The sequence below is a fragment of the Longimicrobium sp. genome, from assembly GCF_036399935.1.
GTDB lineage: Bacteria > Gemmatimonadota > Gemmatimonadetes > Longimicrobiales > Longimicrobiaceae > Longimicrobium.
The window spans coordinates 1-21,826 of sequence record NZ_DASWMD010000070.1 but is presented as its reverse complement, the minus strand read 5'-3'; the positions used below and the strand labels follow the sequence as shown (position 1 = coordinate 21,826).

General features: G+C 71.8%; 20 protein-coding genes and 1 pseudogene. 4 read left to right on the top strand and 17 right to left on the bottom strand.

Annotated elements, in window-relative coordinates; all coding sequences use genetic code 11:
* Nucleotides 1-67 precede the first annotated feature (67 nt).
* Complete coding sequence (locus VGB24_RS21195; RefSeq protein ID WP_331074917.1) at nucleotides 68-1,639, top strand: hypothetical protein; 1,572 nt, start codon at nucleotides 68-70, stop codon at nucleotides 1,637-1,639.
* Nucleotides 1,640-2,111: 472 nt separating this feature from the next.
* Here the strand turns inward: VGB24_RS21195 and recN are convergent, their stop codons facing one another.
* The 8 genes from recN to VGB24_RS21155 all read right to left on the bottom strand — a co-directional run bounded on the left by recN (nucleotide 2,112) and on the right by VGB24_RS21155 (nucleotide 12,221).
* On the bottom strand, nucleotides 2,112-3,788 hold the full coding sequence (gene recN, locus VGB24_RS21190) for a DNA repair protein RecN (protein WP_331074916.1): 1,677 nt from the start codon (nucleotides 3,786-3,788) through the stop codon (nucleotides 2,112-2,114).
* 443 nt (nucleotides 3,789-4,231) lie between these two features.
* Nucleotides 4,232-5,605, bottom strand: a complete 1,374-nt coding sequence (gene mgtE, locus VGB24_RS21185; RefSeq protein ID WP_331074915.1) for a magnesium transporter — start codon at nucleotides 5,603-5,605, stop codon at nucleotides 4,232-4,234.
* A 49-nt stretch (nucleotides 5,606-5,654) separates the two neighbouring features.
* Nucleotides 5,655-6,107 (bottom strand): rRNA maturation RNase YbeY, encoded by a 453-nt coding sequence (ybeY, locus tag VGB24_RS21180; RefSeq protein WP_331074914.1) that lies wholly within the window; start codon nucleotides 6,105-6,107, stop codon nucleotides 5,655-5,657.
* Nucleotides 6,100-8,394, bottom strand: coding sequence for an HDIG domain-containing metalloprotein (locus tag VGB24_RS21175; protein ID WP_331074913.1), 2,295 nt, complete (start codon nucleotides 8,392-8,394; stop codon nucleotides 6,100-6,102). Before VGB24_RS21175 ends, ybeY begins: the two co-directional genes overlap by 8 nt.
* Entirely contained in the window at nucleotides 8,391-9,386 is a 996-nt protein-coding gene (locus VGB24_RS21170) for a PhoH family protein (protein ID WP_331021343.1), read from the bottom strand. The genes VGB24_RS21175 and VGB24_RS21170 overlap by 4 nt, the downstream gene beginning before the upstream one ends.
* Nucleotides 9,387-9,505: 119 nt before the next feature.
* The gene (gene aspS / locus VGB24_RS21165) at nucleotides 9,506-11,377 is read right to left on the bottom strand and encodes an aspartate--tRNA ligase (RefSeq protein ID WP_331074912.1); all 1,872 of its coding nucleotides are present in this window, start codon (nucleotides 11,375-11,377) and stop codon (nucleotides 9,506-9,508) included.
* Entirely contained in the window at nucleotides 11,374-11,763 is a 390-nt protein-coding gene (locus VGB24_RS21160) for a VanZ family protein (protein WP_331074911.1), read from the bottom strand. The genes aspS and VGB24_RS21160 overlap by 4 nt, the downstream gene beginning before the upstream one ends.
* Nucleotides 11,763-12,221 carry a PTS sugar transporter subunit IIA gene (locus tag VGB24_RS21155; protein ID WP_331074910.1) on the bottom strand — a complete coding sequence of 153 codons (459 nt, stop codon included), beginning with the start codon at nucleotides 12,219-12,221 and terminating at the stop codon, nucleotides 11,763-11,765. Before VGB24_RS21155 ends, VGB24_RS21160 begins: the two co-directional genes overlap by 1 nt.
* Nucleotides 12,222-12,398: 177 nt before the next feature.
* Between VGB24_RS21155 and rlmN the strand changes: the two genes are divergently transcribed.
* Nucleotides 12,399-13,499 (top strand): 23S rRNA (adenine(2503)-C(2))-methyltransferase RlmN, encoded by a 1,101-nt coding sequence (rlmN, locus tag VGB24_RS21150; RefSeq protein ID WP_331074909.1) that lies wholly within the window; start codon nucleotides 12,399-12,401, stop codon nucleotides 13,497-13,499.
* A gap of 39 nt (nucleotides 13,500-13,538) precedes the next feature.
* On the opposite strand, the gene VGB24_RS21145 is transcribed toward rlmN, so the two are convergent.
* Together VGB24_RS21145 and VGB24_RS21140 are read right to left on the bottom strand one after the other, a co-directional pair.
* Nucleotides 13,539-13,772 carry a hypothetical protein gene (locus VGB24_RS21145; protein ID WP_331021338.1) on the bottom strand — a complete coding sequence of 78 codons (234 nt, stop codon included), beginning with the start codon at nucleotides 13,770-13,772 and terminating at the stop codon, nucleotides 13,539-13,541.
* A gap of 4 nt (nucleotides 13,773-13,776) precedes the next feature.
* Complete coding sequence (locus VGB24_RS21140; protein WP_331074908.1) at nucleotides 13,777-14,106, bottom strand: hypothetical protein; 330 nt, start codon at nucleotides 14,104-14,106, stop codon at nucleotides 13,777-13,779.
* A 386-nt stretch (nucleotides 14,107-14,492) separates the two neighbouring features.
* Here VGB24_RS21140 and VGB24_RS21135 point away from each other — a divergent pair, with 386 nt between their 5' ends.
* Nucleotides 14,493-15,428, top strand: coding sequence for an RluA family pseudouridine synthase (locus VGB24_RS21135; protein ID WP_331074907.1), 936 nt, complete (start codon nucleotides 14,493-14,495; stop codon nucleotides 15,426-15,428).
* Between the two features lie 37 nt (nucleotides 15,429-15,465).
* On the opposite strand, the gene VGB24_RS21130 is transcribed toward VGB24_RS21135, so the two are convergent.
* The 6 genes from VGB24_RS21130 to panB are packed head-to-tail and all read right to left on the bottom strand — an operon-like array spanning nucleotide 15,466 to nucleotide 19,482.
* Nucleotides 15,466-15,993 carry a LytR C-terminal domain-containing protein gene (locus VGB24_RS21130; RefSeq protein ID WP_331074906.1) on the bottom strand — a complete coding sequence of 176 codons (528 nt, stop codon included), beginning with the start codon at nucleotides 15,991-15,993 and terminating at the stop codon, nucleotides 15,466-15,468.
* Entirely contained in the window at nucleotides 15,971-16,561 is a 591-nt protein-coding gene (locus tag VGB24_RS21125) for an HD domain-containing protein (protein WP_331074905.1), read from the bottom strand. Before VGB24_RS21125 ends, VGB24_RS21130 begins: the two co-directional genes overlap by 23 nt.
* The gene (locus VGB24_RS21120) at nucleotides 16,536-17,378 is read right to left on the bottom strand and encodes a hypothetical protein (RefSeq protein WP_331074904.1); all 843 of its coding nucleotides are present in this window, start codon (nucleotides 17,376-17,378) and stop codon (nucleotides 16,536-16,538) included. The genes VGB24_RS21125 and VGB24_RS21120 overlap by 26 nt, the downstream gene beginning before the upstream one ends.
* Nucleotides 17,379-17,383: 5 nt before the next feature.
* Complete coding sequence (gene panD, locus VGB24_RS21115) at nucleotides 17,384-17,758, bottom strand: aspartate 1-decarboxylase (RefSeq protein ID WP_331074903.1); 375 nt, start codon at nucleotides 17,756-17,758, stop codon at nucleotides 17,384-17,386.
* A 33-nt stretch (nucleotides 17,759-17,791) separates the two neighbouring features.
* Entirely contained in the window at nucleotides 17,792-18,661 is an 870-nt protein-coding gene (panC, locus tag VGB24_RS21110; protein ID WP_331074902.1) for a pantoate--beta-alanine ligase, read from the bottom strand.
* Complete coding sequence (gene panB / locus VGB24_RS21105; RefSeq protein WP_331074901.1) at nucleotides 18,658-19,482, bottom strand: 3-methyl-2-oxobutanoate hydroxymethyltransferase; 825 nt, start codon at nucleotides 19,480-19,482, stop codon at nucleotides 18,658-18,660. The genes panC and panB overlap by 4 nt, the downstream gene beginning before the upstream one ends.
* Nucleotides 19,483-19,582: 100 nt before the next feature.
* Here panB and VGB24_RS21100 point away from each other — a divergent pair, with 100 nt between their 5' ends.
* Complete coding sequence (locus tag VGB24_RS21100) at nucleotides 19,583-21,253, top strand: NFACT RNA binding domain-containing protein (RefSeq protein WP_331074900.1); 1,671 nt, start codon at nucleotides 19,583-19,585, stop codon at nucleotides 21,251-21,253.
* A 454-nt stretch (nucleotides 21,254-21,707) separates the two neighbouring features.
* On the opposite strand, the pseudogene VGB24_RS21095 reads toward VGB24_RS21100, so the two are convergent.
* Nucleotides 21,708-21,826, bottom strand: a pseudogene (locus VGB24_RS21095) (IS5/IS1182 family transposase); the annotation flags it as partial.

The window sequence follows — 21,826 nt, the reverse complement described above, 5'->3', positions numbered from 1 at the left end:
GCGTCCCCGCCGGAGCCGCGCCGATTTTCGCGGATTTCCCTGCACACCCCGACTACGTTTCCGGCGGATGAATCTGCCTTTTCGCACCACGCTCGCGCTGACGCTCCTGCTGCTGGCCGCCGTACCCGCGCCGGCGCAGGACGCCGACGCGTGGGTGCTGCCCCGCGGCAGGCTCGAACTGACCGGAACCGGCGTTTTCACCCATTACCAGCGCCGGCTGGGCGGTGCCGGGCTCGGCTCGGAGTTCGAGCAGCCGTTCCAGGACCTTGCCCTGCAGGCGCTGAGCGACTCGCTGGCCCGGGCCAACGTGGGCACGCGCCAATTGTGGAGCAGGCTCACCGGCGGCGGTCCCCTGCCCGACTCGCTCGTTCCGGGCACCACCTCGCTCCGGCTGCGCGCCGACGTACGGCAGCTGCCGCTCACCGTGCGCTACGGCTGGCGCGACCGCATCACGGTCTTCGCCACGCTGCCCATCGAGCGGCGCGCCGTTTCGTCGCTGGGGCCGTTCCTGCTGGGCGGCAACGTGGGGCTGAATCCCGACGCGGTGAGGAACCGCGCCGCGCTGGCCAACATCGACCCGGCGCTGGCGGGCTACGGCGGCGGGCTGCTGCTGCCGACGCGTGGCTCGCAACTGGGCGACTCGCTCCAGGCGCTGCTCCGCAAGCGGGGCACCGACACGCTGAACCTTCCCACCCGCACGGTGGACTTCGCCAACCTGCAGGCGAACCCGCAGCTGGCCGCGTTCGATTCGCTCTCCAACAGCCGGGGCTACCGCTTCGGCGACGTGCAGGTGGGCGCGCGCTTCCTGCTGACGCCGGGCCCCCCGGGGTGGCCCATCCCCGACACCGTCCAGCGTCGCGCCGTGCGCACGTCCGTGGGCGTACGCGGGCGGCTGCCCACGGGCGCGCGCGGCACGATGTTCCGCACCGAGCTGGTGCCGGGCGGCGGGCACTTCGGCGTAGGCGTGGACGCGTTCAACGACCTCTTCCTCTCCCGCCGGTGGCTGGTCAGCGCCTCCGCCAGCTTCGACGTGCTGCTGCCGGCAGACGTCCAGCGCCTAGCGTTCGCCGCCGACCGCCCCTTTCCGCCCGACACGGCGGTGCGCACGGTGCGCCGCGAGCCGGGGTCGCAGCTGGCCTTCAACGTGGTTCCCCGCTGGCGGCTGACGCGCGAGCTCTCGTTCGCCGGCCAGTACGCGTTCACCCGAACGGGGGCCACCCCGTACACGGGCGACGTGCTGCCGTCGCCGGTGGAGACCCTCGATGCGTGGATGGCGCACGCGGCGGGCATCGGCGCGCGGTACAGCACGCTCCGCGCGTACTCCCTGGGGCAGGCGGCCGTACCGGTGGAGGTGGACATCTCGGTGCTCTCCGCGTTCGCGGGAAGCGGCGAGGCCCCCGCGTACAGCCAGGTGCGCATCACGGGACGCTTCCATCCGCACCGGGGCCTGCTCCCGGGCCCGGACAGCATTCCCCCGCCCCCACCGGTCCCGGCAGACACCACCGCCCCGGCTCCGACGGCCACCGTGCCTGCGCCCGAACCCACGACACCGCCCCCGGCGCCACCGGGCACCCCGCCGGCGCCTCCGGGCACCCCAACAGCCAGCGCCGCGCGCACGCCCGCTCAGGAGCGGCGCTGAACCAGGCGACCGGCGGATCACAGGCAAAACACCCCCGCGGCCGAGAGACCACGGGGGTGTTTCTGCATGGGCGACCTCAGTTAACCGAGCGGCCTCGACACTCTGTCATCCAGAGGCCCAGGCGCACCGAACCTCGCCCGTACTCCATCCCATGCGGGCCGAAGGATCTAGCCTGGGATGCCAAGAAACCAAGGCGCGGCAGCGACACGAGACCTTGAGGCGCGGCTCCCCCGGGCGAATGAATTCGCTGCAACAACCACACGATGTCCACCTGCGTGGACTGACCTGCTTCCGTGTATCGGATGGCTGGTGGCACGCCCCGGCCTCGTAGACACCGGGGTCGTGAATAGGAGGGACAGGTATCGAGCGAGTGCTGTTGAAGCCCTGAACGGGACGCGCCAGCGGCCCGTGTCAGGGCTTACCGCTTTCCGAGCGGCGGGTTCACCCGCTCCCGCGCTGGGCTCGCCGACACTCACACCCCCACGCCGCGCTCCAGCAGCTCCCGCGCGTGCTCCAGCGACACGACGCTCTCGGGGTCGCCGCCCAGCATCCGGGCGATCTCCTGCACGCGGTCGGCCGACTCCAGCGGCGTCACCTCGGTGGTCGTGCGGCCCTCGCGCTCGCCCTTGCGCACCAGCAGGTGCACGTGGGCGCGGCTGGCGATCTGCGGAAGGTGCGTGATCGCGAACACCTGGTGAGTGCCCGCCACCTCCCTCATCTTGTCGCCCACCTGCAGCCCCACCCGCCCGCCGATCCCCGCGTCCACCTCGTCGAACACCAGCGTGGGCACCGAGTCCAGCCGGGCGAGGATGGTCTTCAGCGCCAGCATGATGCGCGACATCTCACCGCCCGACGCCACGTGCGACAGGGCCTTGGGCTCGAACCCGCGGTTCAGCGACACGCGGAACTCCACCTCCTCGGCCCCGAACGCGCCCGCCTGGGCCAGCGGAACGCGCTCCGCGCGAAACACCGCGCCATTGCTCATCCCCAGCTCGGGGAGCACCGCGCTCACCTCAGCGGACAGGCGCTCCATGGCGGCCTCACGCGCGGCGGTCAGGCTGGCGGCGGCCGCGGCGAGGGCTTCTTCGGCGGCGGCGAGCTTCTTCTTCAATCCCCCGAGCTCCCACTCGGCGCCCTCCACCAGGTCCAGCTCCGCCCGCGCGCGCCGGCCCACCTCGATGACCTCGTCCAGCGTCTGCCCGTACTTGGACTTCAGGCGAAAGACCAGGTCCTGACGGCGGCGGATCTCTTCCAGGCGCCGCGGGTCGTGCTCTATCGTGGAGTTGTACCGCTCCATCCGCTCGCCCAGCTCCTGCAGCGAGTAGTAGACAGTGTCGTACAACTCGCGGACGTCCTCCTGGGCCGGGTCGATGCGCACGAGGCTGTCGATCTGCCGCCGCAGGCTACCCACCTCGTGAAGCAGCGCGCGCTCGGAGCCGGTGACCGCGTCCGCCAGTCCGCCCGAGAGCGCCTGCAGCTCTTCGGAGTGGCTTAGCCGGCGGGCCTCGTCCTCCATCTCCTCCTCTTCGCCGGGCTTCAGCGACGCCGCCTCGATCTCGTCGGCCTGAAAGCGCAGGAAGTCCGCTCGCTGCGCCGCGTCGCGCCGGCGTGTGTCGAGTTCGGAAATGTCGCGGCGCAGGCGTACGGCCTCGCGATGCGCCTCGCGGACGGTGGCCAGCATTTCCCCGTGGCCGCCGTACGCATCCAGGATGACGCGCTGCTCATCGCGTTTCAGCAGCGTCTGGTGCTCGTGCTGGCCGTGCAGGTCCACCAGTGCGCGGCCCAGCTCCCCCAGCACGGCGGCGGTCGTGGGCGAACCATTCACCCACGCGCGGTTGCGGCCGGCGGCGGCGACCTCGCGCTTCAGCACCAGTACGCCGTCCTCGTCGGGATCGATGCCGCGCTCGTCCAGGATGCGGTCCACGTCCTCGCGTCCGGCGACGTCGAACACGCCTTCGACCGACGCCCGGTCCTCGCCCGCGCGCACTACGTCGGCGGACGCACGCTCGCCCAGCAGGAGCGAAAGCGCGCCCACGATGATGGATTTGCCCGCGCCTGTTTCGCCGGTGAGCACGTTGAGCCCCGGACCCAGCCGGACCGAAAGCCGGTCGATCAGCGCGAAGTTGCGGATCCGCAGCTCGGAAAGCATGAGCGAAGATACACCGAAGATGGACGGTGTTCAAGAGTGACGAACGACAGTGCGTGAGTACGTGGGTGCGCTTACAGACGGTACGACGCATCCACCGCTCGCCTCGCGCGCCCTACCAGACCGTGCAGTCCGCGAAGGCGGACTTCGTGAAGTTCCAGCCGCGGTTTCAACCGCCCGGACAGAGGCCGAGGCCCCTGCATCCGTGACCGCTGCCGCGCCCGGCCGATTACCCATCCGCGGCTAGATCCTTCGGCCCGCGAGGTTCGGCGTACGGGCAAATCCGGCGCGCCTGGGCCTCAGGATGACAGGCTGCGTCGCCTCGTCAGCACGGGAGGCACCACGCCCAGTTCTGGTGTGTACCCCCTCTCCCACGTTGTTTGTGGGAGAGGGTGGCACGCGTGTCAGCGCGGCCGGGTGAGGGCCCCACGGCAGCCGAGGCCACCTCACATCAAAAACTTCGTCGCCAGCCCCAGCAGCAGAAAGAACCCGCACATGTCCGTGAACGCGGTCACGAAGATGGACGAGGCCACGGCCGGGTCTACCTTGAACCGCTCCAGCATGATGGGCACGAACGCCCCCGCGAAGCTGCCTACGGTCAGGTTCATCCACATGGCCAGCATCACCACCATCCCCACCAGGGGATTCCCCTCCAGCGTCCACGCCAGCCCCGAAACGATCAAGCCGATCACCAGGCCGTTCCCCAGCCCCACCAGCAGCTCCTTGCGGACGATGGACCAGCGCTGCTCCGCCGTTTCCGTCGAAAGCGCCAGGCGGCGGATGGTGACCGCCAGCGCCTGCGTGCCGCTGTTGCCGCCCAGCCCCGCCACCATCGGCATCAGCACGGCCAGAAAGGTCAGCGCCTGGATGGTCTCCTCGAACACCAGCACCACCGTGGCGCCCGCGGCGGCGGTGCACACGTTCAGCATCAGCCACGGAAGGCGAGAGCGCACCGCGTCCCACCATCCGCCGCGGATCTCCTCTTCGCCGGACACGCCGACGAACTTCAGGATGTCCTCGGTGGTCTCGGCCTCGATGACGTCGATCACGTCGTCGAAGGTCACGCCCCCCAGCAGCCGCCCCGCCGTGTCGACGACGGGAACGATGGTCAGGTTGTAGCGCGACACGATGCGCCCCACCTCTTCCTGGTCGGTGTCGGGGAGCACCACCGCGATGGGCTCGTTCACCATCCCGCGCACCGGCGTGTCCGGATCCGCCGTCACCAGCGAGTTCAGCGACACGGTGCCCTGCAGCACCTCGTGGTCGTCCACCACGAACACCAGGCCGTAGAACTCGGCCATGTTCTGCGCCTGGCGCCGCACCTCGTCGATGGCCTGCACCGCCGTAAGCCCCGTCCCCACGATGACGAGCTCGCCCGTCATGATGCCGCCGGCCGACTCTTCGTCGTAGGCCATCAGGTCGCGGATGTCGCCCGCGTCCTCGTGCGACAGCGCGGCCAGCACGCGGTCGCGGTCTTCCGGGCCCATCTCGCCGATCATGTCGGCCGCGTCGTCGTCCGAAAGCTCGGCTACGACGGCGGCGATGTCGTGCGGGTCCAGCGCGGCCAGCGACTCCTCGGGGTGCTCGTCGGGCTCCATCTCCGACAGCGCGTCGGCGGCCAGCCCGGGGTCTTCCGGCGCCAGTGCCGACAGCACCCGCACGCGGTCGTCCTCGTCGAGCTGCTCCAGCAGGTCGGCGATGTCGGAGCCGTGCGAAAAGGTGTCGAGAAACGCGTGCAGCGCAGAGTCGTCGCCCGCCTCCAGCAGTTCGTGGAGGTGGTCGATGGGGTCCAGGTCGCTGGCGGCGGACATCGCCGTCATCAGGTCATCACGTGTGTATCGAAGTGGTGGATGGGGCCGGCGGAAGGCGTCACGCGCCCGCGCCGCCGGACAGGAACTCCCGAAGCAGTGCCTCCTGGCGCCGGAACATCTCCGAATCGGCCCGGCCCTCGCCCTCCGGGTGCTCGTACCCCAGGACGTGGAGGGTGCCGTGCACCGCCAGGCGCAGCAGCTCCTCGCCGGGGTCGGCCCCCACCTCGGCCGCCTGCCGCGCCGCCTGCTCCACGCCCAGGTACACGTCGCCCAGCGGCGGCTCGCCCGGGCCGTTCAGGTTGAACGAGATCACGTCGGTAGGCCAGTCGTGGTCCAGCCACTGCCGGTTGAGCGCGGTGATCTCGCCGTCGCCCACGAGGGCGACGGAGATTTCGGCCTCGGCCACCCCCTCGGCCCGCAGCACGTGGCGCACGGCGGCATCGATGCGCTCCGCATCCGCCGCGGGCACGAGCCCCTCCCCCACGCTCACCTCCACGTCGATCTCATCCATGCGCCACCGCGTTGGGCTGCCCGGCGCGCTCGCGGGCGCCGTTCGGCTCCGGCGCGGCCCCGCCGCCGGCCAGGGCCGTGGGGTAGTCGAGGCGCTGATGATACATTCCGCTCAGCACCTTGGCGAGCACTTCGCGCGCGATGGTGATCTCGCGCAGCGTAAGCGGGCACTCGTCCAGCTGCCCCGCGGCGATCTTGCCGTCGACGATGCGGTTCACCAGCTCGCGGATGCGCTCGGGCGTGGGATCGTGAAGCACCCGCGCCGCCGACTCCACCGAATCCGCCATCATCACCACGGCCGTTTCGCGCGTCTGCGGCTTGGGGCCGCCGTACGAGAACTCGGCGGGGTTCAGCCGCGCCTCGGGGTCCGCGCTGCGCGCCTGCTCCATGAAGAACGAGATCGGCTGCGTGCCGTGGTGCTGGGCGATGAAGTCGCGCACGGCCTGCGGCAGCCGGTACTCCGCGGCCAGCCGCAGCCCCTCGACCACGTGGCTGCGGACGACGGCGGCGCTCATCGCGGGCTTCAGCCGGTCGTGCGGGTTGCGGCCGCGCGGCTGGTTCTCGATGAAGTACAGCGGCTTGGTGATCTTGCCCACGTCGTGGTAGTACACGCCCACCCGCGCCAGCAGGGCGTTGGCGCCGATGGCGTTGCACACCGCCTCCGCCAGGTTGGCGACGGAGATGGTGTGCGCGTACGTCCCCGGCGCCTCCAGCGACAGCCGCTGCAGCAGCGGGTGCTTGGGATCGGCCAGCTCCATCAGCGTCTGGTTGGTGGTCACCCGGGTGAACCACTCGGCGATGGGGAGAAAGCCCATGGCCAGCAGCGTGCTGCCGATGCCGTTCACCGCGCCCCACAGCACCCCCCAGCCGATCTCCTCGGCCCCGCGCGCCCGCAGCAGCCCCACCGCCAGCACCGCGGCCGCGTACGCCAGCGCGATGACGGCGATCAGCCCCCAGGCCTGAAAGCGCCGCTGCGCCATCCGCAGCCCGAAGGCCGCCGCCGCGCCCGCCACCGCCGCCTCGAAGGGCACCACCATCCCCACGAACGGCTGCTGCCCGCCCAGCAGCAGCGCCAGCACCAGGGCCAGCACCAGCGCCAGCCGCCCGCCCCACAGCACGGCCGCGACCAGCGTGGCGAAGGGGATGGGGATCAGCTCCGGGGGCAGGTCATACCGGCCGATGGGGGAGGCGATTCCCGCCACCGCCAGCACCAGCAGCCCCAGGAAGATCACCGCGCGGTCGTCGGCGTAGATCGTCGGCCGGACGATGCGGAGCAGCGCGCCCACAATCAGCAGCAGCAGCACGTTGAAGAGCACCGCGCCGATCACCCGCGGCAGGGCGTGGCTGCCGGCCGCCTCGCCGGGATGGGCCTGCAGCGCCTCCTGGTAGGCGCGCAGCCGCTCCACCTCGCGCTCCCCGATCTGCTCGCGCGCGCCCACGATGCGCTGCCCGGCCAGGATGCGCTCGCGCACCGAGTCTACCGCCGCCGAGGCGCGGGCGCGCGCCGCGCCGGTCAGCGAGGTGTTCTCGGCCAGGCTGGGGCGGAACCAGCGCACCAGGAGCAGCCGCTGCAGCTCGGCCGCGTCCACCCCCGCCTCCGCCGGCAGGCGGGCCTGGGCCGCGCGGTAGAACTGGTCGGCCGTGTACACCGAGTCGGACGGCACCAGGCGCTCGCCCCCGGCCAGCCCCCGCACTCGCACCGCCGAGATTCCCTCGGCCCCGGGCGACGACGAGGCCACGCCGCGGGCCAGCAGTTCGCGTGCTGCCTGCTCCGTCGCGGCCTGCAGCTGGCCACGCCGAACCGGGTCCGCCAGCACCTCCAGCGCGCCGAGCGTGGTGGGAATGCGGGCCCGGTCCAGCACGCCGCGGACGGCCTGGGGGGCGCCCCCGGCGGGCGCCGCGGCCAGCGACTGCTCCACCGCGCCGAAGAACCCGCGGACCCCCGCCACCACGCTGTCCGCCGCGCCCGGCCGGTAGTCGAACACGGGCGGTACCCCGCGCGCCGCCTCGTCGCGCTCGCGCAGCAGCTCGTCGGGCGACTTGGGGACGGAGAACGGCACCTGCGCCACCACCTCGTCGCGCGCCACCACCCCGCGCTCCAGCACGGGAACGTCCGCCGTCTGCGCGCCGGGAAAGAGCGCGTGCACGGCTACAGCCACCGCCAGCAGCACCCCCGCGCGCAACCCGTGGTGAAGCACCGCGGCCATCCCGGCCGGGGGCACGGGCGCCACGGGCTCGCGCGGCGCGGCGCGGCGTTCGGGGAAGGGGCGCTCCCCGGAGGGCTTCATCCCCGCTTCTCGTCCGCGTCCGAGACTTCGCCGCGCGCCGCGTCGTACGCGCGGATGATGTCCTTCACCAGGCGGTGGCGGATCACGTCGGAGCCGCTCAGGTACGAGAAGGCGATCCCCTCGATCCCCTTGAGCACCGACTCCACCTCCACCAGCCCGGAATCTTCGCGGCGGGGCAGGTCCACCTGCGTCTTGTCGCCGGTGATCACCGCCTTGCTGTTCATTCCCAGGCGGGTGAGGAACATCTTCATCTGCGCCCGCGTGGCGTTCTGCGCCTCATCCAGGATGACGAAGGCGTCCTGCAGCGTGCGGCCGCGCATGTACGCCAGCGGCGCGATCTCGATGGACCGGCTTTCCATGGCCCGCCGCAGCCGGTCGGGCGGGATCATGTCTTCCAGCGCGTCGTACAGCGGGCGCAGGTAGGGGTCGATCTTTTCCTGCAGGTCACCCGGGAGAAAGCCCAGGTTTTCGCCCGCCTCCACCGCCGGCCGCGCCAGGATGATGCGCTTCACCCGCTTCTTGTAGAGCGCGTCGACGGCCATGGCCACGGCCAGGTACGTCTTGCCCGTGCCCGCGGGCCCAATGCCGATGACCACGTCGTTGTTCTCGATGGCTTCCAGGTACTTGGCCTGGCCCTCGCTCTTGGGGCTCACCGTCTTCTTGGGCCCGGGCACCGTCACCCGGCCCGCCGCGTCGGCCAGGCGCCGCACGCCGTTCTCCGAGCGCGACGCGTCCAGGTAGCGCGACACGTCGTCCACGCCGAAAGGCACCCCGTTGCGCGCCATCTCCACCATGTGCTGCGCCACGGGAACCGCGCGCTCCACGTCCTGCAGGTCGCCCGAGAGCAGCAGGTGGTCGTCGCGCAGCACCACCCGCAGGTTGGCCGCCTTGCCCAGTTCCAGCAGCGTCGCGTCGTTCACGCCGCTCAGCGCCAGCGGGTCGGCCCCGTCCGCCGGAATCCGGTGCTGTACGGTGTTGTTCTGATCAGCCATCTATCCTCTTGCCGTCCTTCGCCTTGTGCCTGCCGCGTACACTCGCCCTCAACGGCGGAGGGGCGAGGATTTCCCCGCCCCTCCCTGCCCTGATACACCGACCGTGCCGCCGTGTGCGCCTATCCGGCCGCGGGTTCGCGCACGCGCACGTGCACCTCGGCCAGCTGCTCGTCGGCGATGGCCGTGGGGGCGTTTTCGAACGCGGCCCGGGCGCTGGTGGTCTTGGGGAACGCCACCACGTCGCGCAGGCTCTGCGCCCCCGCCAGCAGCATCACCAGCCGGTCGAAGCCGAACGCGAACCCCGCGTGCGGCGGCGCGCCGAAGCGGTACGCCTCCAGCAGGAACCCGAACTTGGCCTGCGCCTCCTCCGGCCCGATTCCCATGGCGGTGAACACCGCCTGCTGCACCTCGGGCACATGGATGCGCACGGAGCCACTCGCCAGCTCGTTGCCGTTGTACACCGCGTCGTACGCCCGCGAGCGCAAGCCCATCCGGTACAGCTCGCGCGCCGCCTCGCCCGAGGGCGTGCCGTCCGCCGTGGCGGCGACGATGGCCTTCACCGCGTCGTCCGCCGGCATGCTGAAGGGGTTGTGCGCGTACACCAGCCGGCCGTGCTCGGCGTCCCAGTCGAAGACGGGGAACTCCGTCACCCAGAGCCAGGCGTGGCGGCTCTCGTCCAGCAGCCCCAGCTTGCGCCCCAGGTGCCGGCGCAGCTCGTCGAGTGCCCCGTCCAGCTCCGGCCCCGCCGCCTCGCCCTCGCCACGGAAGTGGCCGACGACGGCCACGAACAGGTCGCCCGCCTCCACTCCGGAGGCTTCGTAAAAGGCGTTCGCCCGCCCCTCGTCCAGCGCCTTGGCGAACTGGCCCGACAGCCCGTCGTCCCCGCGCTTCACCCACAGCGCGCCCGCCGCGCCGCCGCGCCGGGCGACGTCCTGCAGCTCGTCGAGCTCCTTGCGCGACAGGCGCGCCCCGCCGGGAATGCGCAGCCCGCGGATGCGCTGGGGCGTGCCCTCCGTCGCCTGGAAGATGCGGAAGTCGGCGCCGCGCAGCACGTCGGTGACGTCCACGATTTCCAGCGGAATGCGCAGGTCGGGCTTGTCGGTACCGTACCGGCGCATGGCCTCGGCGTACGTCATCCGCGGGAAGGGCGTCTCCAGCTCCACCCCGGCCACGGCGGCGAAGACGGCGGCCATCAGCCCCTCGCCCACCCGGAACACGTCCTCCTCGTCCACGAACGCCATCTCGGCGTCGATCTGCGTGAACTCCGGCTGGCGGTCGGCGCGCAGGTCCTCGTCGCGCAGGCACTTGGCGATCTGGAAGTAGCGGTCGTACCCGCTCACCATCAGCAGCTGCTTGTAGATCTGCGGCGACTGGGGGAGCGCGTAGAACTCGCCCGGGTGCATGCGGCTGGGCACCAGGAAGTCGCGCGCGCCCTCGGGCGTGGGCTTGGTGAGCAGCGGCGTTTCGATCTCCAGGAAGCCCTGCCCGGAAAGGTACGCCCGCGTGGCCAGCGCCGCCTCGTGCCGGATGACCAGGTTGCGCTGAAGGGTCGGCCGGCGCAGGTCCAGGTAGCGGTAGCGCAGCCGCAGCTCCTCGGCCGGCAGTTCCTCGTCTGCCGCGTAGTCCACCTGGATGGGAAGCGGCTCGGAGCGCGTCAGCACGCGCAACGCCGTGCCCCGCACCTCCACCTCGCCGGTGGCCAGGGCGTCGTTGTGCTGGCCGTGGATGCGGGGAAAGATGGTGCCTTCCACCTGCACCACGTCCTCGGGCCCCAGCCGCCGCGCCTCGGCCAGCGCGTCGGCCGGCGTCCACGCCGGGTCGAACGACACCTGCACGAGGCCCTCGCGGTCGCGCAGGTCCAGGAAAACGATGCCGCCCAGGTCGCGGCGGCGGTGCACCCACCCGGCCACCGTGACGGGGTTGCCTGCATCGGCGGCGCGCAGCGAGCCGGCTGCGCGGGTGCGGTACGCGGTGGCGAGTTGGTCGGTCATGCGCCAGGGTACGGTGCGCGGGCCAGGGGCGCGCCGGCCGGCGTGCCACGGCGCACGCGCCAGCGGGAATACAGGTACACGGCTGCGGCCACCCCGGCCGCGTCGGCCACCCAGTCGAACACGTCGGGCGAGCGGCCGGGAACGAACATCTGGTGGATCTCGTCGCTGGCGCCGTACGCCGCGCCCAGCAGCACCGCCAGCGCCATCGGCAGCGACGACCGGTGCACCGCAAAGGCCAGGCATGCGCCCAGCACGGCATAGGCACCGAAGTGCAGCACCTTGTCGAGGTACGGCACCTCGGGCGCGGGCAGCGTCGGCTGGGCCGACAGGCTGAAGATCACGGCGGCCCAGGCCAGCGCGGGCAACCAGGCCGGCACGCGGCCCATCAGGACGCTTCCGCCTCGGCCAGCACCGCCACGAACTCGTCGGGGGTGGCCGCGGCGGCCAGGCGGGCGCGGAAGTCGTCGCGGCGCACCATGCGAGAGATGCGGCTGAGCGCCTTCACGTGCTGCCCGCCGGCGGCCTCGGGCCCCACCAGCAGAAAGAACAGGCGGACCGGCGCACCGTCGAGCGCGTCGTAGTCCACGGGCTGGCGCGTCACCCCGGCGGCCATCACCAGGGCGGGCACGCCGTCGCACCGGCAGTGAGGGATGGCGACGCCGCTGCCCACGCCCGTGCTCAGCACTTCCTCGCGCTTGCGCACCCCCTGCAGCACGCCGTCCTCGTCGGCCACGGCGCCGGCCTGGTGCAGCACGCCCACCAACTCGCGCAGCAGGTCTTCCTTCGAAGCGCCCCGCAGCGGCACGCGAACCCGGTCGGGGGTGAGCAGCTCGCTCAGCAGCACAGGGAACCTCTGACACCGATAAACGTTCAGGCCACGCGCGTGGCGTGGCCGGGGGTGCGGACTTTGCAAAACCTAACGCACGCCCCACACCCCAGCAAGCGCGCGGGGAACACGGGCGCCGGTGCGGTGAATCAGCATGGTTCAAGCCCTTTGCAGCCCAGGACTAGAGCCCACGGAATGATCGCCACCGCGCAGCAGACCGCCACCGCCCCCGACCTGGTGGGCATGCTTCCCGAAGAGGCCGAGGCCGCGCTCCGGGAGCACGTTGCCGCGCGCGGCCAGCCGGGCTACCGCGTGGGCCAGGTGCTGCGCTGGATATTCGAGCGTGGCGCCTTCGGCTTCGGCGACATGACCGACCTGCCGCAGGCCGAGCGCGCCGCCCTGGCCGAAGCGTTCGCCTTTACCGCGCCGGAGCCGGCCAAGGTGTCGCGCTCGGTGGATGGCACGGCCAAGCACCTGTGGCGCTTGGCGGACGGCGAGCTGATCGAATCGGTGCTGATCCCCACTCCCACCCGCCTGACGCTGTGCATCTCGTCGCAGGCGGGGTGCGCCATGGCGTGCACCTTCTGCGCCACCGGGTGGGCGGGCTACCGCCGCCAGCTCAGCGCGGGCGAGATCGTGGCGCAGTTCCGCGGGGCGCGCAAATGGGCGCAGGAAAACGGCTACGACGACATCACCAACATCGTCTTCATGGGCATGGGCGAGCCGCTGATGAACCCCAAGGCGGTGTTCCCCACGCTGGCCATCCTGAACCGCGGCTACAAGTTCGGGGCGCGCCGCGTCACCATCTCCACCGTGGGGGTGGTGCCCGGCATCCTGCGCATGGCCGAGATGCCCGAACAGTTCCGCCTGGCCGTTTCGCTGCACGCGCCCAACCACGAGCTGCGGCAGAAGCTGATCCCGCTGGAAAAGAAGTTTCCGCTCCCCGAGCTGCTGGAGGCGCTGCGCCGCTTCGACCAGGCGGGCGGCAAGCGGATCACCTTCGAGTACGTGATGATCGACGGCGTGACCGACGCGCCCGAGCTGGCGGACGAGCTTGCGGGGGTGATCCGCGAGTTCAACGCCTTCGTCAACCTCATCCCGTTCAATCCCATTCCCGGAACCGAATGGAAGCCCAGCCGGCGCGCGCGCCTGGACTACTTCGTGGAGCGGCTGGAGCGGCAGGGGATCTCGGCGCACGTTCGCGAATCGCGCGGCAGCGACATCGCCGCCGCCTGCGGCCAGCTTCGCGCCGAGGTTACGCAGGGGCGCACGCCCGTGCAGATGGGCTCGCTCTGATCTCCAGCGCGGCGCCGGGCCACGTTCCCGGCGCCGCGCTCAGGTGGCGCTGCCTGCATCCTTGAGCAGCAGGTTCTCCATCTTCAGGAGAAGCACCTCGCGCTCCCGCTCTTCGCGCTCACCCAGCCGCGCAACCTCCATCATGCACCGCTGCAGGGTGAACGTCACGTCGCGCAGCTCGCGCCGTACGTCCTGGATTTCGTCCTGCACCTGGCGCACGTCCTCGGCAAGGCCGACGCACGCCTTGGCCCAGTCGTAGACAGCTTTCCACATCGCGTCACGCGAAGGCTGGCAGGCTGTCGAGAATGGCGCGCGTTTCGCGGCGCAGGCGGTCGATCTCGCGCCGGTCTTCGGCGATCTGGCGCCTGATTCCCTTCACGCGGTCGAACAGCGCGGCAGCCATCTCGCGGTAGTCGGGATCGGCGCGGGTGGCGCTCGGCGCGTCGGAGAAGTACGTGCCGTAGGGAACGGCGACCGGCTCGCGCGCGCTCATCACGCCGTACCCGGGTGGCGTGTAGTACGGCTTGCCCCTGCGCGGGTTCGGCGCCTCGCCCTGGTCGTCGGGCTCAGGAGCCGGCCCCGATACTTCGTTGTGCTCTGGACGCATCTGCGGCCTCGTGGCTTAAGGGTGATTTCGCTCGATCTTCACCTTTGGGGAACGCGCCGGATGGACGCTCCCGACGCCTGTACGCTGCGTGCAAATCACCTCCGCGTCAAGGGCCTCGCAGGACCATACAAACCCCGCCACAGCAGCAACATCCCGCTCCGCGCGCCTGCTCGGTTCCACGTCGATCCCGTCCCGCACCGCGTCTCTTTCCGCCTCCGCCTGCACACGCTCGAAACTCCTGTTCAGGGGCATTTCGTCCCTCGGGCCAAGCTCCCGTCCCAACCTGTCCTCTTTTTGCCTCACGCGGGCGTGCCCCCTCGCGCACGGCCAGACGCCCGGTAGATTGTCCGCGTTCAGCACGACGCCAAATCTCCAGCTCTCCGTTCATGCCCGAGCAGCCGCGCAGCCAGCCCCAGCACTGGGTGAAGCACACCGTTTCCGCCGAAGAGGCCGGGGGCACGGTGCAGGACATCCTGACGAAATCCATGGGCGTATCGCGCCGCATGATCCAGCGGCTGACGCGCAGCAAGGGCGTGCAGCTGAACCGGCGTCCCGCCTGGCTGAACGCCAAGGTTCGCGCGGGCGACGTGGTGACGGCGAGGCTCGCGGACGACGAGGAGAGCGGGCTGAACCCGGTTCAGATGCCGCTGGACGTGGTGTTCGAGGACGCGGAGCTGCTGGTGCTGAACAAGCCGCCGCACCTGCTCGTGCATCCCACGTCGCCGGAGCATCGCGAGACGCTTTCGCACGGCGTGGCCTGGCACCTGGCGCGGCAGGGGGTGCGCGCCAAGGTGCGGCCGGCGCACCGCATCGACCGCGACACCTCGGGGCTGGTGCTGTTCGCCAAGTCGGCGCACGCGCATCACCGGTTGGACCTGCAGCTTCGCGAAGGCGGGCTGAAGCGCGAGTACCTGGCGCTGGTGGACGGCGTCATCGGGGACGATCGTGGCGTGGTCGACCAGCCCATCGCGCGAGATCCGCGCAACCCGGCCCTGCGCGCGGTGCGCCCCGGCGGCGAGCATGCCGTCACCCGCTACGAGGTGGTGGAGCGATATCCGGCGGCGACGCTGCTCCGGGTGGAACTGGAGACGGGGCGCACGCACCAGATTCGCGTGCACATGCTGCACGCCGGCCACGCCGTGCTGGGCGACCGGCAGTACGGGCGGAAGGGGCTGGCGCTGATGCCGCGGCAGGCGCTGCACGCGTCGCGGCTGGCGTTCGCGCACCCGTCCACGGGCGAACCGGTAGAAGTGGTGGCGGAACTGCCGGACGACATCCGCGGGGCGATCCAGGGGCTGAACGGCGGAGCGGCCCGGGGCTGATCCGCCCCGGGCCGCTCCTCGTCTTCTGGAAGTCCGTCTATTGCGCCGTGGAGGCGGGGCGCTCAGGGTTCCTCGCCGCCCAGTCCTTGCCGAGGACGACGGTCACGTCCAGGTACAGGTTGGCGTCCGGCCGCGACTCCACGCGCGAAATGCCCAGCGCATCCGCGACTGCGCGCGCCTGCCCCACCTGGCGGACCCGATCGAGTACCACGGAGCTGTCGGGAGAGAACCCGGGCGCGTTGCCGATCTCCTTGACGTCGAACCGGCCGTCGTCGCGCAGCCGCGCCCGACCCCGGTCCGCCAGCCGGGGAATGCCCGACGCGTTCAGCACCGCGACGCGGACCGGCGCGGCAGAGGCTGCGGTGGTGGACGGGGGGGCTCGGGGCGGCGTGGAGGGAGCGGCGGACCAAGGCTCATCGGCCACGGTGGACCCGCCCCCCGCCAGGCCGGCGGCGAGCGAGCCGACCAGGACGGCCACGGCCAGCAGGGTAACGAACAGGCCGATGGTCTGAAGCCGGCGCCCTGCCCCGCCCTGCCCCGCGCTACGCCCCTTCGACTTGCTCATGGAACGCCTGCGTCTCGGGGTGCAGCGTGCTTCCGCTCTCCGTCACGTGGCCCACGCGCGCCCGCACCACCTCGCGCAGCACCTCGTCCATCTCGCCCGGCATGCGCGCCCGCAGCGACGCCGTCCACTCCGGCTCGTACCGGCGCCCCGGCTCCAGGAAGTCGGCCAGGTACAGCGCTCGCCCCAGTGTGCCGAAGCGCGGCGAGCCCAGCGTGTGGTAGCGGATGGCGTCGAGCATCTCGGGGTCGGCGTCGCCCGCCAGGCGCTCGGCGGCGGCGGGGCCGTGCAGCAGCTTGCCGGGGAGCGATCGGAACGCCTCGGGCACCAGCGGACGCAGCTCGTCGGGCGGGGACTCGCGCAGCACGTCGTGAAGCCAGCCCGTGGCCAGCCAGCGGGTGCGCTCGTCCGCGGACAGGCCCAGGGCGTCGGCCCACTCGCCCATGAGGTCGGCGACGCGGCCGATGTGGGCGCGGCGCTTTTCCGACGCGCGCGCCCACTCGGGAAGCTCGCCGCGCGCCGCGGCGCGCGCCAGCGGGCCCAGCTCAGTCGTCGAAGCCGCGTTTGACATGGGGCTCAAGGATGGCGCGGTTGCGGATGGAGGTGTGCGAAACGTAGTTGAAGCCCTTCAGTTCCACGCCGCTGCCCACGCGGGCGGCCACCAGCCGGCAGCACGGGCCCACGACGGTCTCGTCGCCGATGGTGGTTCCCGCCTCCAGCACGCACCCGGGGTAGATCACCGTGTCGCGGCCGATCTGCACGTCCACGTCCACCAGCACCGTTTCTGGGAGGAGGAAGGTGACGCCCCCCTCCATCAGCTTGCGGACCACGCCGTCGCGCACGGCCGACGCGGCGCGCGACAGGCCGGCACGGCTGCGCACGACGAAAGCGGCGGGGTCCTCCACGCGGTGGGCATCGGGAAGCGCGGCTGCGAGGGCCGACAGGTCGCCGCCTTTCCGCAGCAGCAGAAGCGCGGCGTCTTCGCCCAGCGAGGCCGCGGCCACCCCGCCATCCTCCCCCACCAGCAGCGCATCGCCTTCGTTGCCCAGCAGCTGCTGCAGCCGCAGCCCGGCCGTGGGCGCGGCCGCGTCGACGGCAACCACCCGCCCGGCGTGGGCGGCCTGCGCCAGGATGGTTCCCAGCGACTGCTCGTGGGGAAGCACCACCTCGATGGTGGCGGGGATGTCGGCGAAGAGGTCGGGCGACAGGTCGGGGCCCGAGGCCACCACGATGCGCGAAGGGCCCGGCTCCAGGTCGGCCAGGCAGCGCACCACGTGCCACGCCAGCGGACGGCCCGCCAGCGGGTGCAGGTAGGTGGAAAGGCGCGAGCGCAGGCCGCCGGACTCCGCCTCCGCCAGCGCCAGGACCACGCCGGTCCAGGCGCCCATGGAGATCAGGAGGAAACGGCCCGGAGGGTGCCCGGCGTGATCCGGTTGTGCTCGTCGACGAAGATGAAGCGCGGGCGGTAGCTTTCCATGGCGGCTTCGTCGTACTGGCCGTAGCTGATGACGATCACCTTGTCGCCCGGGTGCACCAGCCGGGCGGCGGCGCCGTTCAGGCACATCTCGCCCCGGCCGCGCTCGCCGGGGATGACGTACGTTTCGAAGCGCGCGCCGTTGTTGACGTTCACCACGTGCACCTGCTCGTACTCCAGCAGGTCGGCCGCTTCGATCAGCTCAGGGTCGATGGTGATGGAGCCGATGTAGTTGAGATCGGCACCGGTGACCGTGGCCCGGTGGATCTTGCTCTTGCACATCGTGCGAAGCATGGCGGTATCGCTCGTGTCCGGAGAAAGCTGCGGCTATCCTGCAAGGACCTCGTTGTCGATCAGGCGGGTGCTGCCCACCCGTGCCGCCACCAGCAGCACCGTTCCGGGCGCGGCGGCGGCCACCGGCTCCAGCGTGTCGGGGTCTACCGCCTCGGCGTACTCGGCCTGCACCCCCGCCGTTCCCAGGGCGCCGCGGAGCGCCGCGCGAAGGGCCCCGGCGTCGCGCTCGCCGGCGGCGAACAGGTCGCGGCCCCGCCGCAATCCGCGCGAAAGCGCCAGCGCCAGCGCGCGCTCGTCGGGCGAAAGATACACGTTCCGCGAGCTCATCGCCAAGCCGTCGGGGTCGCGGACGATGGGCGCCACCTCCACCCACACGCCCATGTCCAGGTCCACTGACATCCGCCGGATCAGCGCCGCCTGCTGGTAGTCCTTCTGCCCGAACACGGCCACGTCGGGCCGGAACAGGCCGAACAGCTTGGCCACCACCGTGAGCACCCCGCGAAAGTGGCCGGGGCGGATGGCGCCCTCCATGCGCGCCGCCAGCGGCCCCGGCTCCACCAGCACCTGCGGCGTGCCGCGCGGGTACATCTCGCGCGGGTCGGGGGCGAACACCAGGTCCACGCCGCGGGCGCCGGCCATCGCCAGGTCGCGATCCAGGTCGCGCGGGTAGCGGTCCAGGTCGTCGCTGGGAGCGAACTGCAGCGGGTTCACGAACACCGACATCGCCACGCGGTCCGCCATCTCCCGCGCGCGGTCCACCAGCGACATGTGACCCTCGTGCAGGTAGCCCATGGTGGGCACCAGTGCCACGCGCTCGCCCGCGGCGCGCCAGGCGGCCACCTGCTCGCGCACCTCGGCGCGGGTGTGCACCAGGCGCGGCCCGGCGTCCAGGGCCGTGCTCATTCGAAGGTGTGCTCCGCGCCGGGGTAGCCGCCGTCCTTCACCGACTTCACGAAGTCGCCCACCCCCGCCGACGCCGCCTGCCCCACCTCGGCGAAGCGCCGCAGGAAGCGCGGCGCGAAGCCGGGGTTCAGCCCCAGCATGTCGTGGAGCACCAGCACCTGCCCGTCGCACCCGGCCCCCGCCCCGATGCCGATGGTGGGGATGTCGACGGTTTCCGACGCCCGCCGCGCCAGCGCGCCGGGCACAAGCTCCAGGACGATGGAGAAAGCGCCGGCGGCTTCCAGGCGGCGGGCATCGGCCAGCATCCGCTCGGCGGCCTCCTCGCCCTTGCCCTGCACGCGAACGCCCGTGACGTGAACCGACTGGGGGGTAAAGCCCAGGTGGCCCATCACGGGAATGCCCGCGCCCACGAGCGTGGCGACGGTCTCGGCGATCTCGGGCGAGCCGCCCTCGAGCTTCACCGCGCTGGCGCCGGTTTCCTGCAGCACGCGCCCGGCGTTGCGGAGCGCGTCCTGGCGCGAGACCTGGTAGGTAAGGAAGGGAAGGTCGACGACGAGCAGCCCTCGCTCCACGCCGCGGCGCACGGCCCGGGCGTGGTGGATCATGTCGTCGAGCGTCACGGGGATCGTGGTGTCGAGCCCCAGGACCACCTGGCCCAGCGAGTCGCCGACGAGGACCACGTCCACGCCGGCGGCGTCCACGAGACGAGCGAACAGGTAGTCGTACGCGGTGAGCGCGGCGATCTTTTCTCCGCGGCGCTTCATTTCGCGGAGGTCGGCGACGGTTACCCGTCGCGGGCCGTTCCCGCGCTGTGTTGACATCCCTGTGGTCTGCCCTGGCACAAAAACCGGCCGCCGCCGTGGGGTTTGGGGCCGCGGGCGGCGGGTTGACGGGGCGAGAAGCTAACCCGATGTTGGGGGGGTGTCAAACCCGATCCGGTACTGCCCCCTGCTGGTCCGCGCCCTTGCGGCCGAGCTTCGCGCCGCGCTCCAGGGCCGCCAGGCGCTCGCCTTTCCCCGCTTCGACCGCGACCTTTCGTGCACCCTGCCGCTGGACGGCGGGCAGGCCCTGCGGTGGGACCTTCACCCGCGCCGCGGCTGGGTGCAGCTGGTGGCGGATGAGGACGCGGCGAAGGGCGAGCTTTCCGCGCGCATCGTCCGCGTCTCCTCTCCCCCCGACGAACGGCTGATCCGGCTGGACATCCACGAAGCCAACCGCTTCCGCGGCGGCCGGCGCGCTTTGGTGATCGAGCTTCACACCAACCAGTGGAACGCGCTGGTGGTGGACGCAGACGCCCGGCGCATCGTATCCGCCCTCCGCGCGCGCGAGGCCGGCGGCCGCTCACTGAAGCCCGGCGCGGAGTACCGCCCCCCGGAACCCGCCGGTCGCGTGCTCCCGAACCGTCCCCGCGAGTCGCTGGTGGCCGAGTGGCTGGACGCGCTGGGCGCCGTCCCCCCTGCCGAACGTCCGCGCGCGCTCGTCGCCCGCTTCGCCTACACCAGCCCCCTGAACGCCGCGGCGCTGCTGGGCGACGCCGCGCGAGGGGACGACCGCGAGGTCCTGGGCGAGGCATTCGAGCGCTGGTGGGCGGTGGCGGATGGTGACGAGGAGAGTGCGTTCCTGGTGAAGACGCCGGCGGGGCCGCAGCCGTATCCTCTGGCATTGGAGGGGATGGAGTCCGTCCGGGCGCGGTCGCTGCTGGCCGCGATGGACGAGGTGGCGGCCTCCGCCGCGGCGGAGCCGGACGCGGTGGCGGACGTATCGGCCGAGCCTGACCTGCTGGACCGGGTGAAGCGGAAGCTGGCGGGGGCGGAGCGACGGATCGAGCGGCTGCGCGCCGAGGCCGCGACGATGGGAGAGGCCGACCGGCTGCGCGGGCTGGGCGACCTGCTGCTGGCCCACCTGGACTGGCCGGAGCCGGGGGAGCCGTCCGTGATCCTGCCGGGGTTCGAGGGCGACGAGGTAGAGGTGCCGCTGGACCCCGCCCTGCGCCCGCACGAGAACGCCGAGCGGCTGTACGAGCAGGCCCGCCGCCGGGGCCGGGCCGAGGCGCGCTTTCCCGAGCTGATGGCCGAGGCCGAGGTGGAGCGCGACCGCTGGCGGGCGGCGGCGGCGGCCATCGAACGCGGCGAAACGCCGGACTGGGTGGAATCCGCCCTGCGCCGGCCCGAGTCGCGCTCCGTCAAGGCGAACGAGCCGGAGGGGGCGCGGCTTCCCTACAAGATGTACCGCACGTCGGGGGGTCTGGAGGTGCGCGTGGGCCGATCGTCCAAGCACAACGACCGGCTGACGTTCGGCCATGCGGCGCCGGGGGACGTGTGGCTTCACGCGCGCTCCGTTCCGGGCTCGCACGTGGTGCTTAGGTGGAGCGAGCCCGGCGCGCCGCCGGCCCGCGACCTGGAAGAGGCGGCGGTGCTGGCGGCGTGGTACAGCAAGGCGCGCTCGTCGGGCACGGTGGCGGTCGATTGGACGCGCCGGCGCTACGTCCGCAAGCCGCGCGGCGCCCCGCCCGGCCGCGTGTCGCTGATCCAGGCGAAGACGATTTTCGTGGAGCCCGACGCCGCGGTCGAAGAACGCCTGCGCGTCACCTGAACATCGGCCTCAGACTGTCATCCCGAGGAGCGGCCACGGCGAAAACGGCCGCCACACCGACGACCGCAGCGACCGAGGGATCCGCCACACACCACGCGCCACGCACCGCCGCGTCCGACACGCAGAACCCAGTCCGCGCAGGCGGACTTCGTGACGTTCCAGCCGCGGTTTCAACCGCCATTGCGAGGTCCGGGACGCGCCCCACCCTCGGCGATCCGACGGCCACGTACTGGCTCCGGGTCGCGCCCCACTCTCGACGATTCGACCGTCATTGCGAGCGTCCGGTGCGCCCCGCGATTTACTCCACGCATCCACAATCCTGGCCGAGGCCTAGGGATTCGTTCCCGCTGCCGCGCCCCGGCTGAAAGGTATCCGCGGTTAGATCCTTCGGCCCGCGAGGTTGGGATTGCGGGCAGGTTCGGTGCGCCTGGGCCTCAGAGGGTGTTGAGAAACGTCAACTTGGCCGAAGCCGACGGAGCATGAGACCCGACATCGCAAGATGGATCCATGCTTCGCTGCTCTCCATTAGGCCCTCATAGTCCTTGCTCAACCGGCGGCAGCGCCCCAGCCAAG

Excerpts from the sequence above, each read along its gene's own strand:
- VGB24_RS21195 (WP_331074917.1), top strand. The coding sequence starts at position 68 with ATGAATCTGCCTTTTCGCACCACGCTCGCGCTGACGCTCCTGCTGCTG.
- recN (WP_331074916.1), bottom strand. The coding sequence starts at position 3,788 with ATGCTTTCCGAGCTGCGGATCCGCAACTTCGCGCTGATCGACCGGCTT.
- mgtE (WP_331074915.1), bottom strand. The coding sequence starts at position 5,605 with ATGACGGCGATGTCCGCCGCCAGCGACCTGGACCCCATCGACCACCTC.
- ybeY (WP_331074914.1), bottom strand. The coding sequence starts at position 6,107 with ATGGATGAGATCGACGTGGAGGTGAGCGTGGGGGAGGGGCTCGTGCCC.
- VGB24_RS21175 (WP_331074913.1), bottom strand. The coding sequence starts at position 8,394 with ATGAAGCCCTCCGGGGAGCGCCCCTTCCCCGAACGCCGCGCCGCGCCG.
- VGB24_RS21170 (WP_331021343.1), bottom strand. The coding sequence starts at position 9,386 with ATGGCTGATCAGAACAACACCGTACAGCACCGGATTCCGGCGGACGGG.
- aspS (WP_331074912.1), bottom strand. The coding sequence starts at position 11,377 with ATGACCGACCAACTCGCCACCGCGTACCGCACCCGCGCAGCCGGCTCG.
- VGB24_RS21160 (WP_331074911.1), bottom strand. The coding sequence starts at position 11,763 with ATGGGCCGCGTGCCGGCCTGGTTGCCCGCGCTGGCCTGGGCCGCCGTG.
- rlmN (WP_331074909.1), top strand. The coding sequence starts at position 12,399 with ATGATCGCCACCGCGCAGCAGACCGCCACCGCCCCCGACCTGGTGGGC.
- VGB24_RS21145 (WP_331021338.1), bottom strand. The coding sequence starts at position 13,772 with ATGTGGAAAGCTGTCTACGACTGGGCCAAGGCGTGCGTCGGCCTTGCC.
- VGB24_RS21140 (WP_331074908.1), bottom strand. The coding sequence starts at position 14,106 with ATGCGTCCAGAGCACAACGAAGTATCGGGGCCGGCTCCTGAGCCCGAC.
- VGB24_RS21135 (WP_331074907.1), top strand. The coding sequence starts at position 14,493 with ATGCCCGAGCAGCCGCGCAGCCAGCCCCAGCACTGGGTGAAGCACACC.
- VGB24_RS21130 (WP_331074906.1), bottom strand. The coding sequence starts at position 15,993 with ATGAGCAAGTCGAAGGGGCGTAGCGCGGGGCAGGGCGGGGCAGGGCGC.
- VGB24_RS21125 (WP_331074905.1), bottom strand. The coding sequence starts at position 16,561 with ATGTCAAACGCGGCTTCGACGACTGAGCTGGGCCCGCTGGCGCGCGCC.
- VGB24_RS21120 (WP_331074904.1), bottom strand. The coding sequence starts at position 17,378 with ATGGGCGCCTGGACCGGCGTGGTCCTGGCGCTGGCGGAGGCGGAGTCC.
- panD (WP_331074903.1), bottom strand. The coding sequence starts at position 17,758 with ATGCTTCGCACGATGTGCAAGAGCAAGATCCACCGGGCCACGGTCACC.
- panC (WP_331074902.1), bottom strand. The coding sequence starts at position 18,661 with ATGAGCACGGCCCTGGACGCCGGGCCGCGCCTGGTGCACACCCGCGCC.
- panB (WP_331074901.1), bottom strand. The coding sequence starts at position 19,482 with ATGTCAACACAGCGCGGGAACGGCCCGCGACGGGTAACCGTCGCCGAC.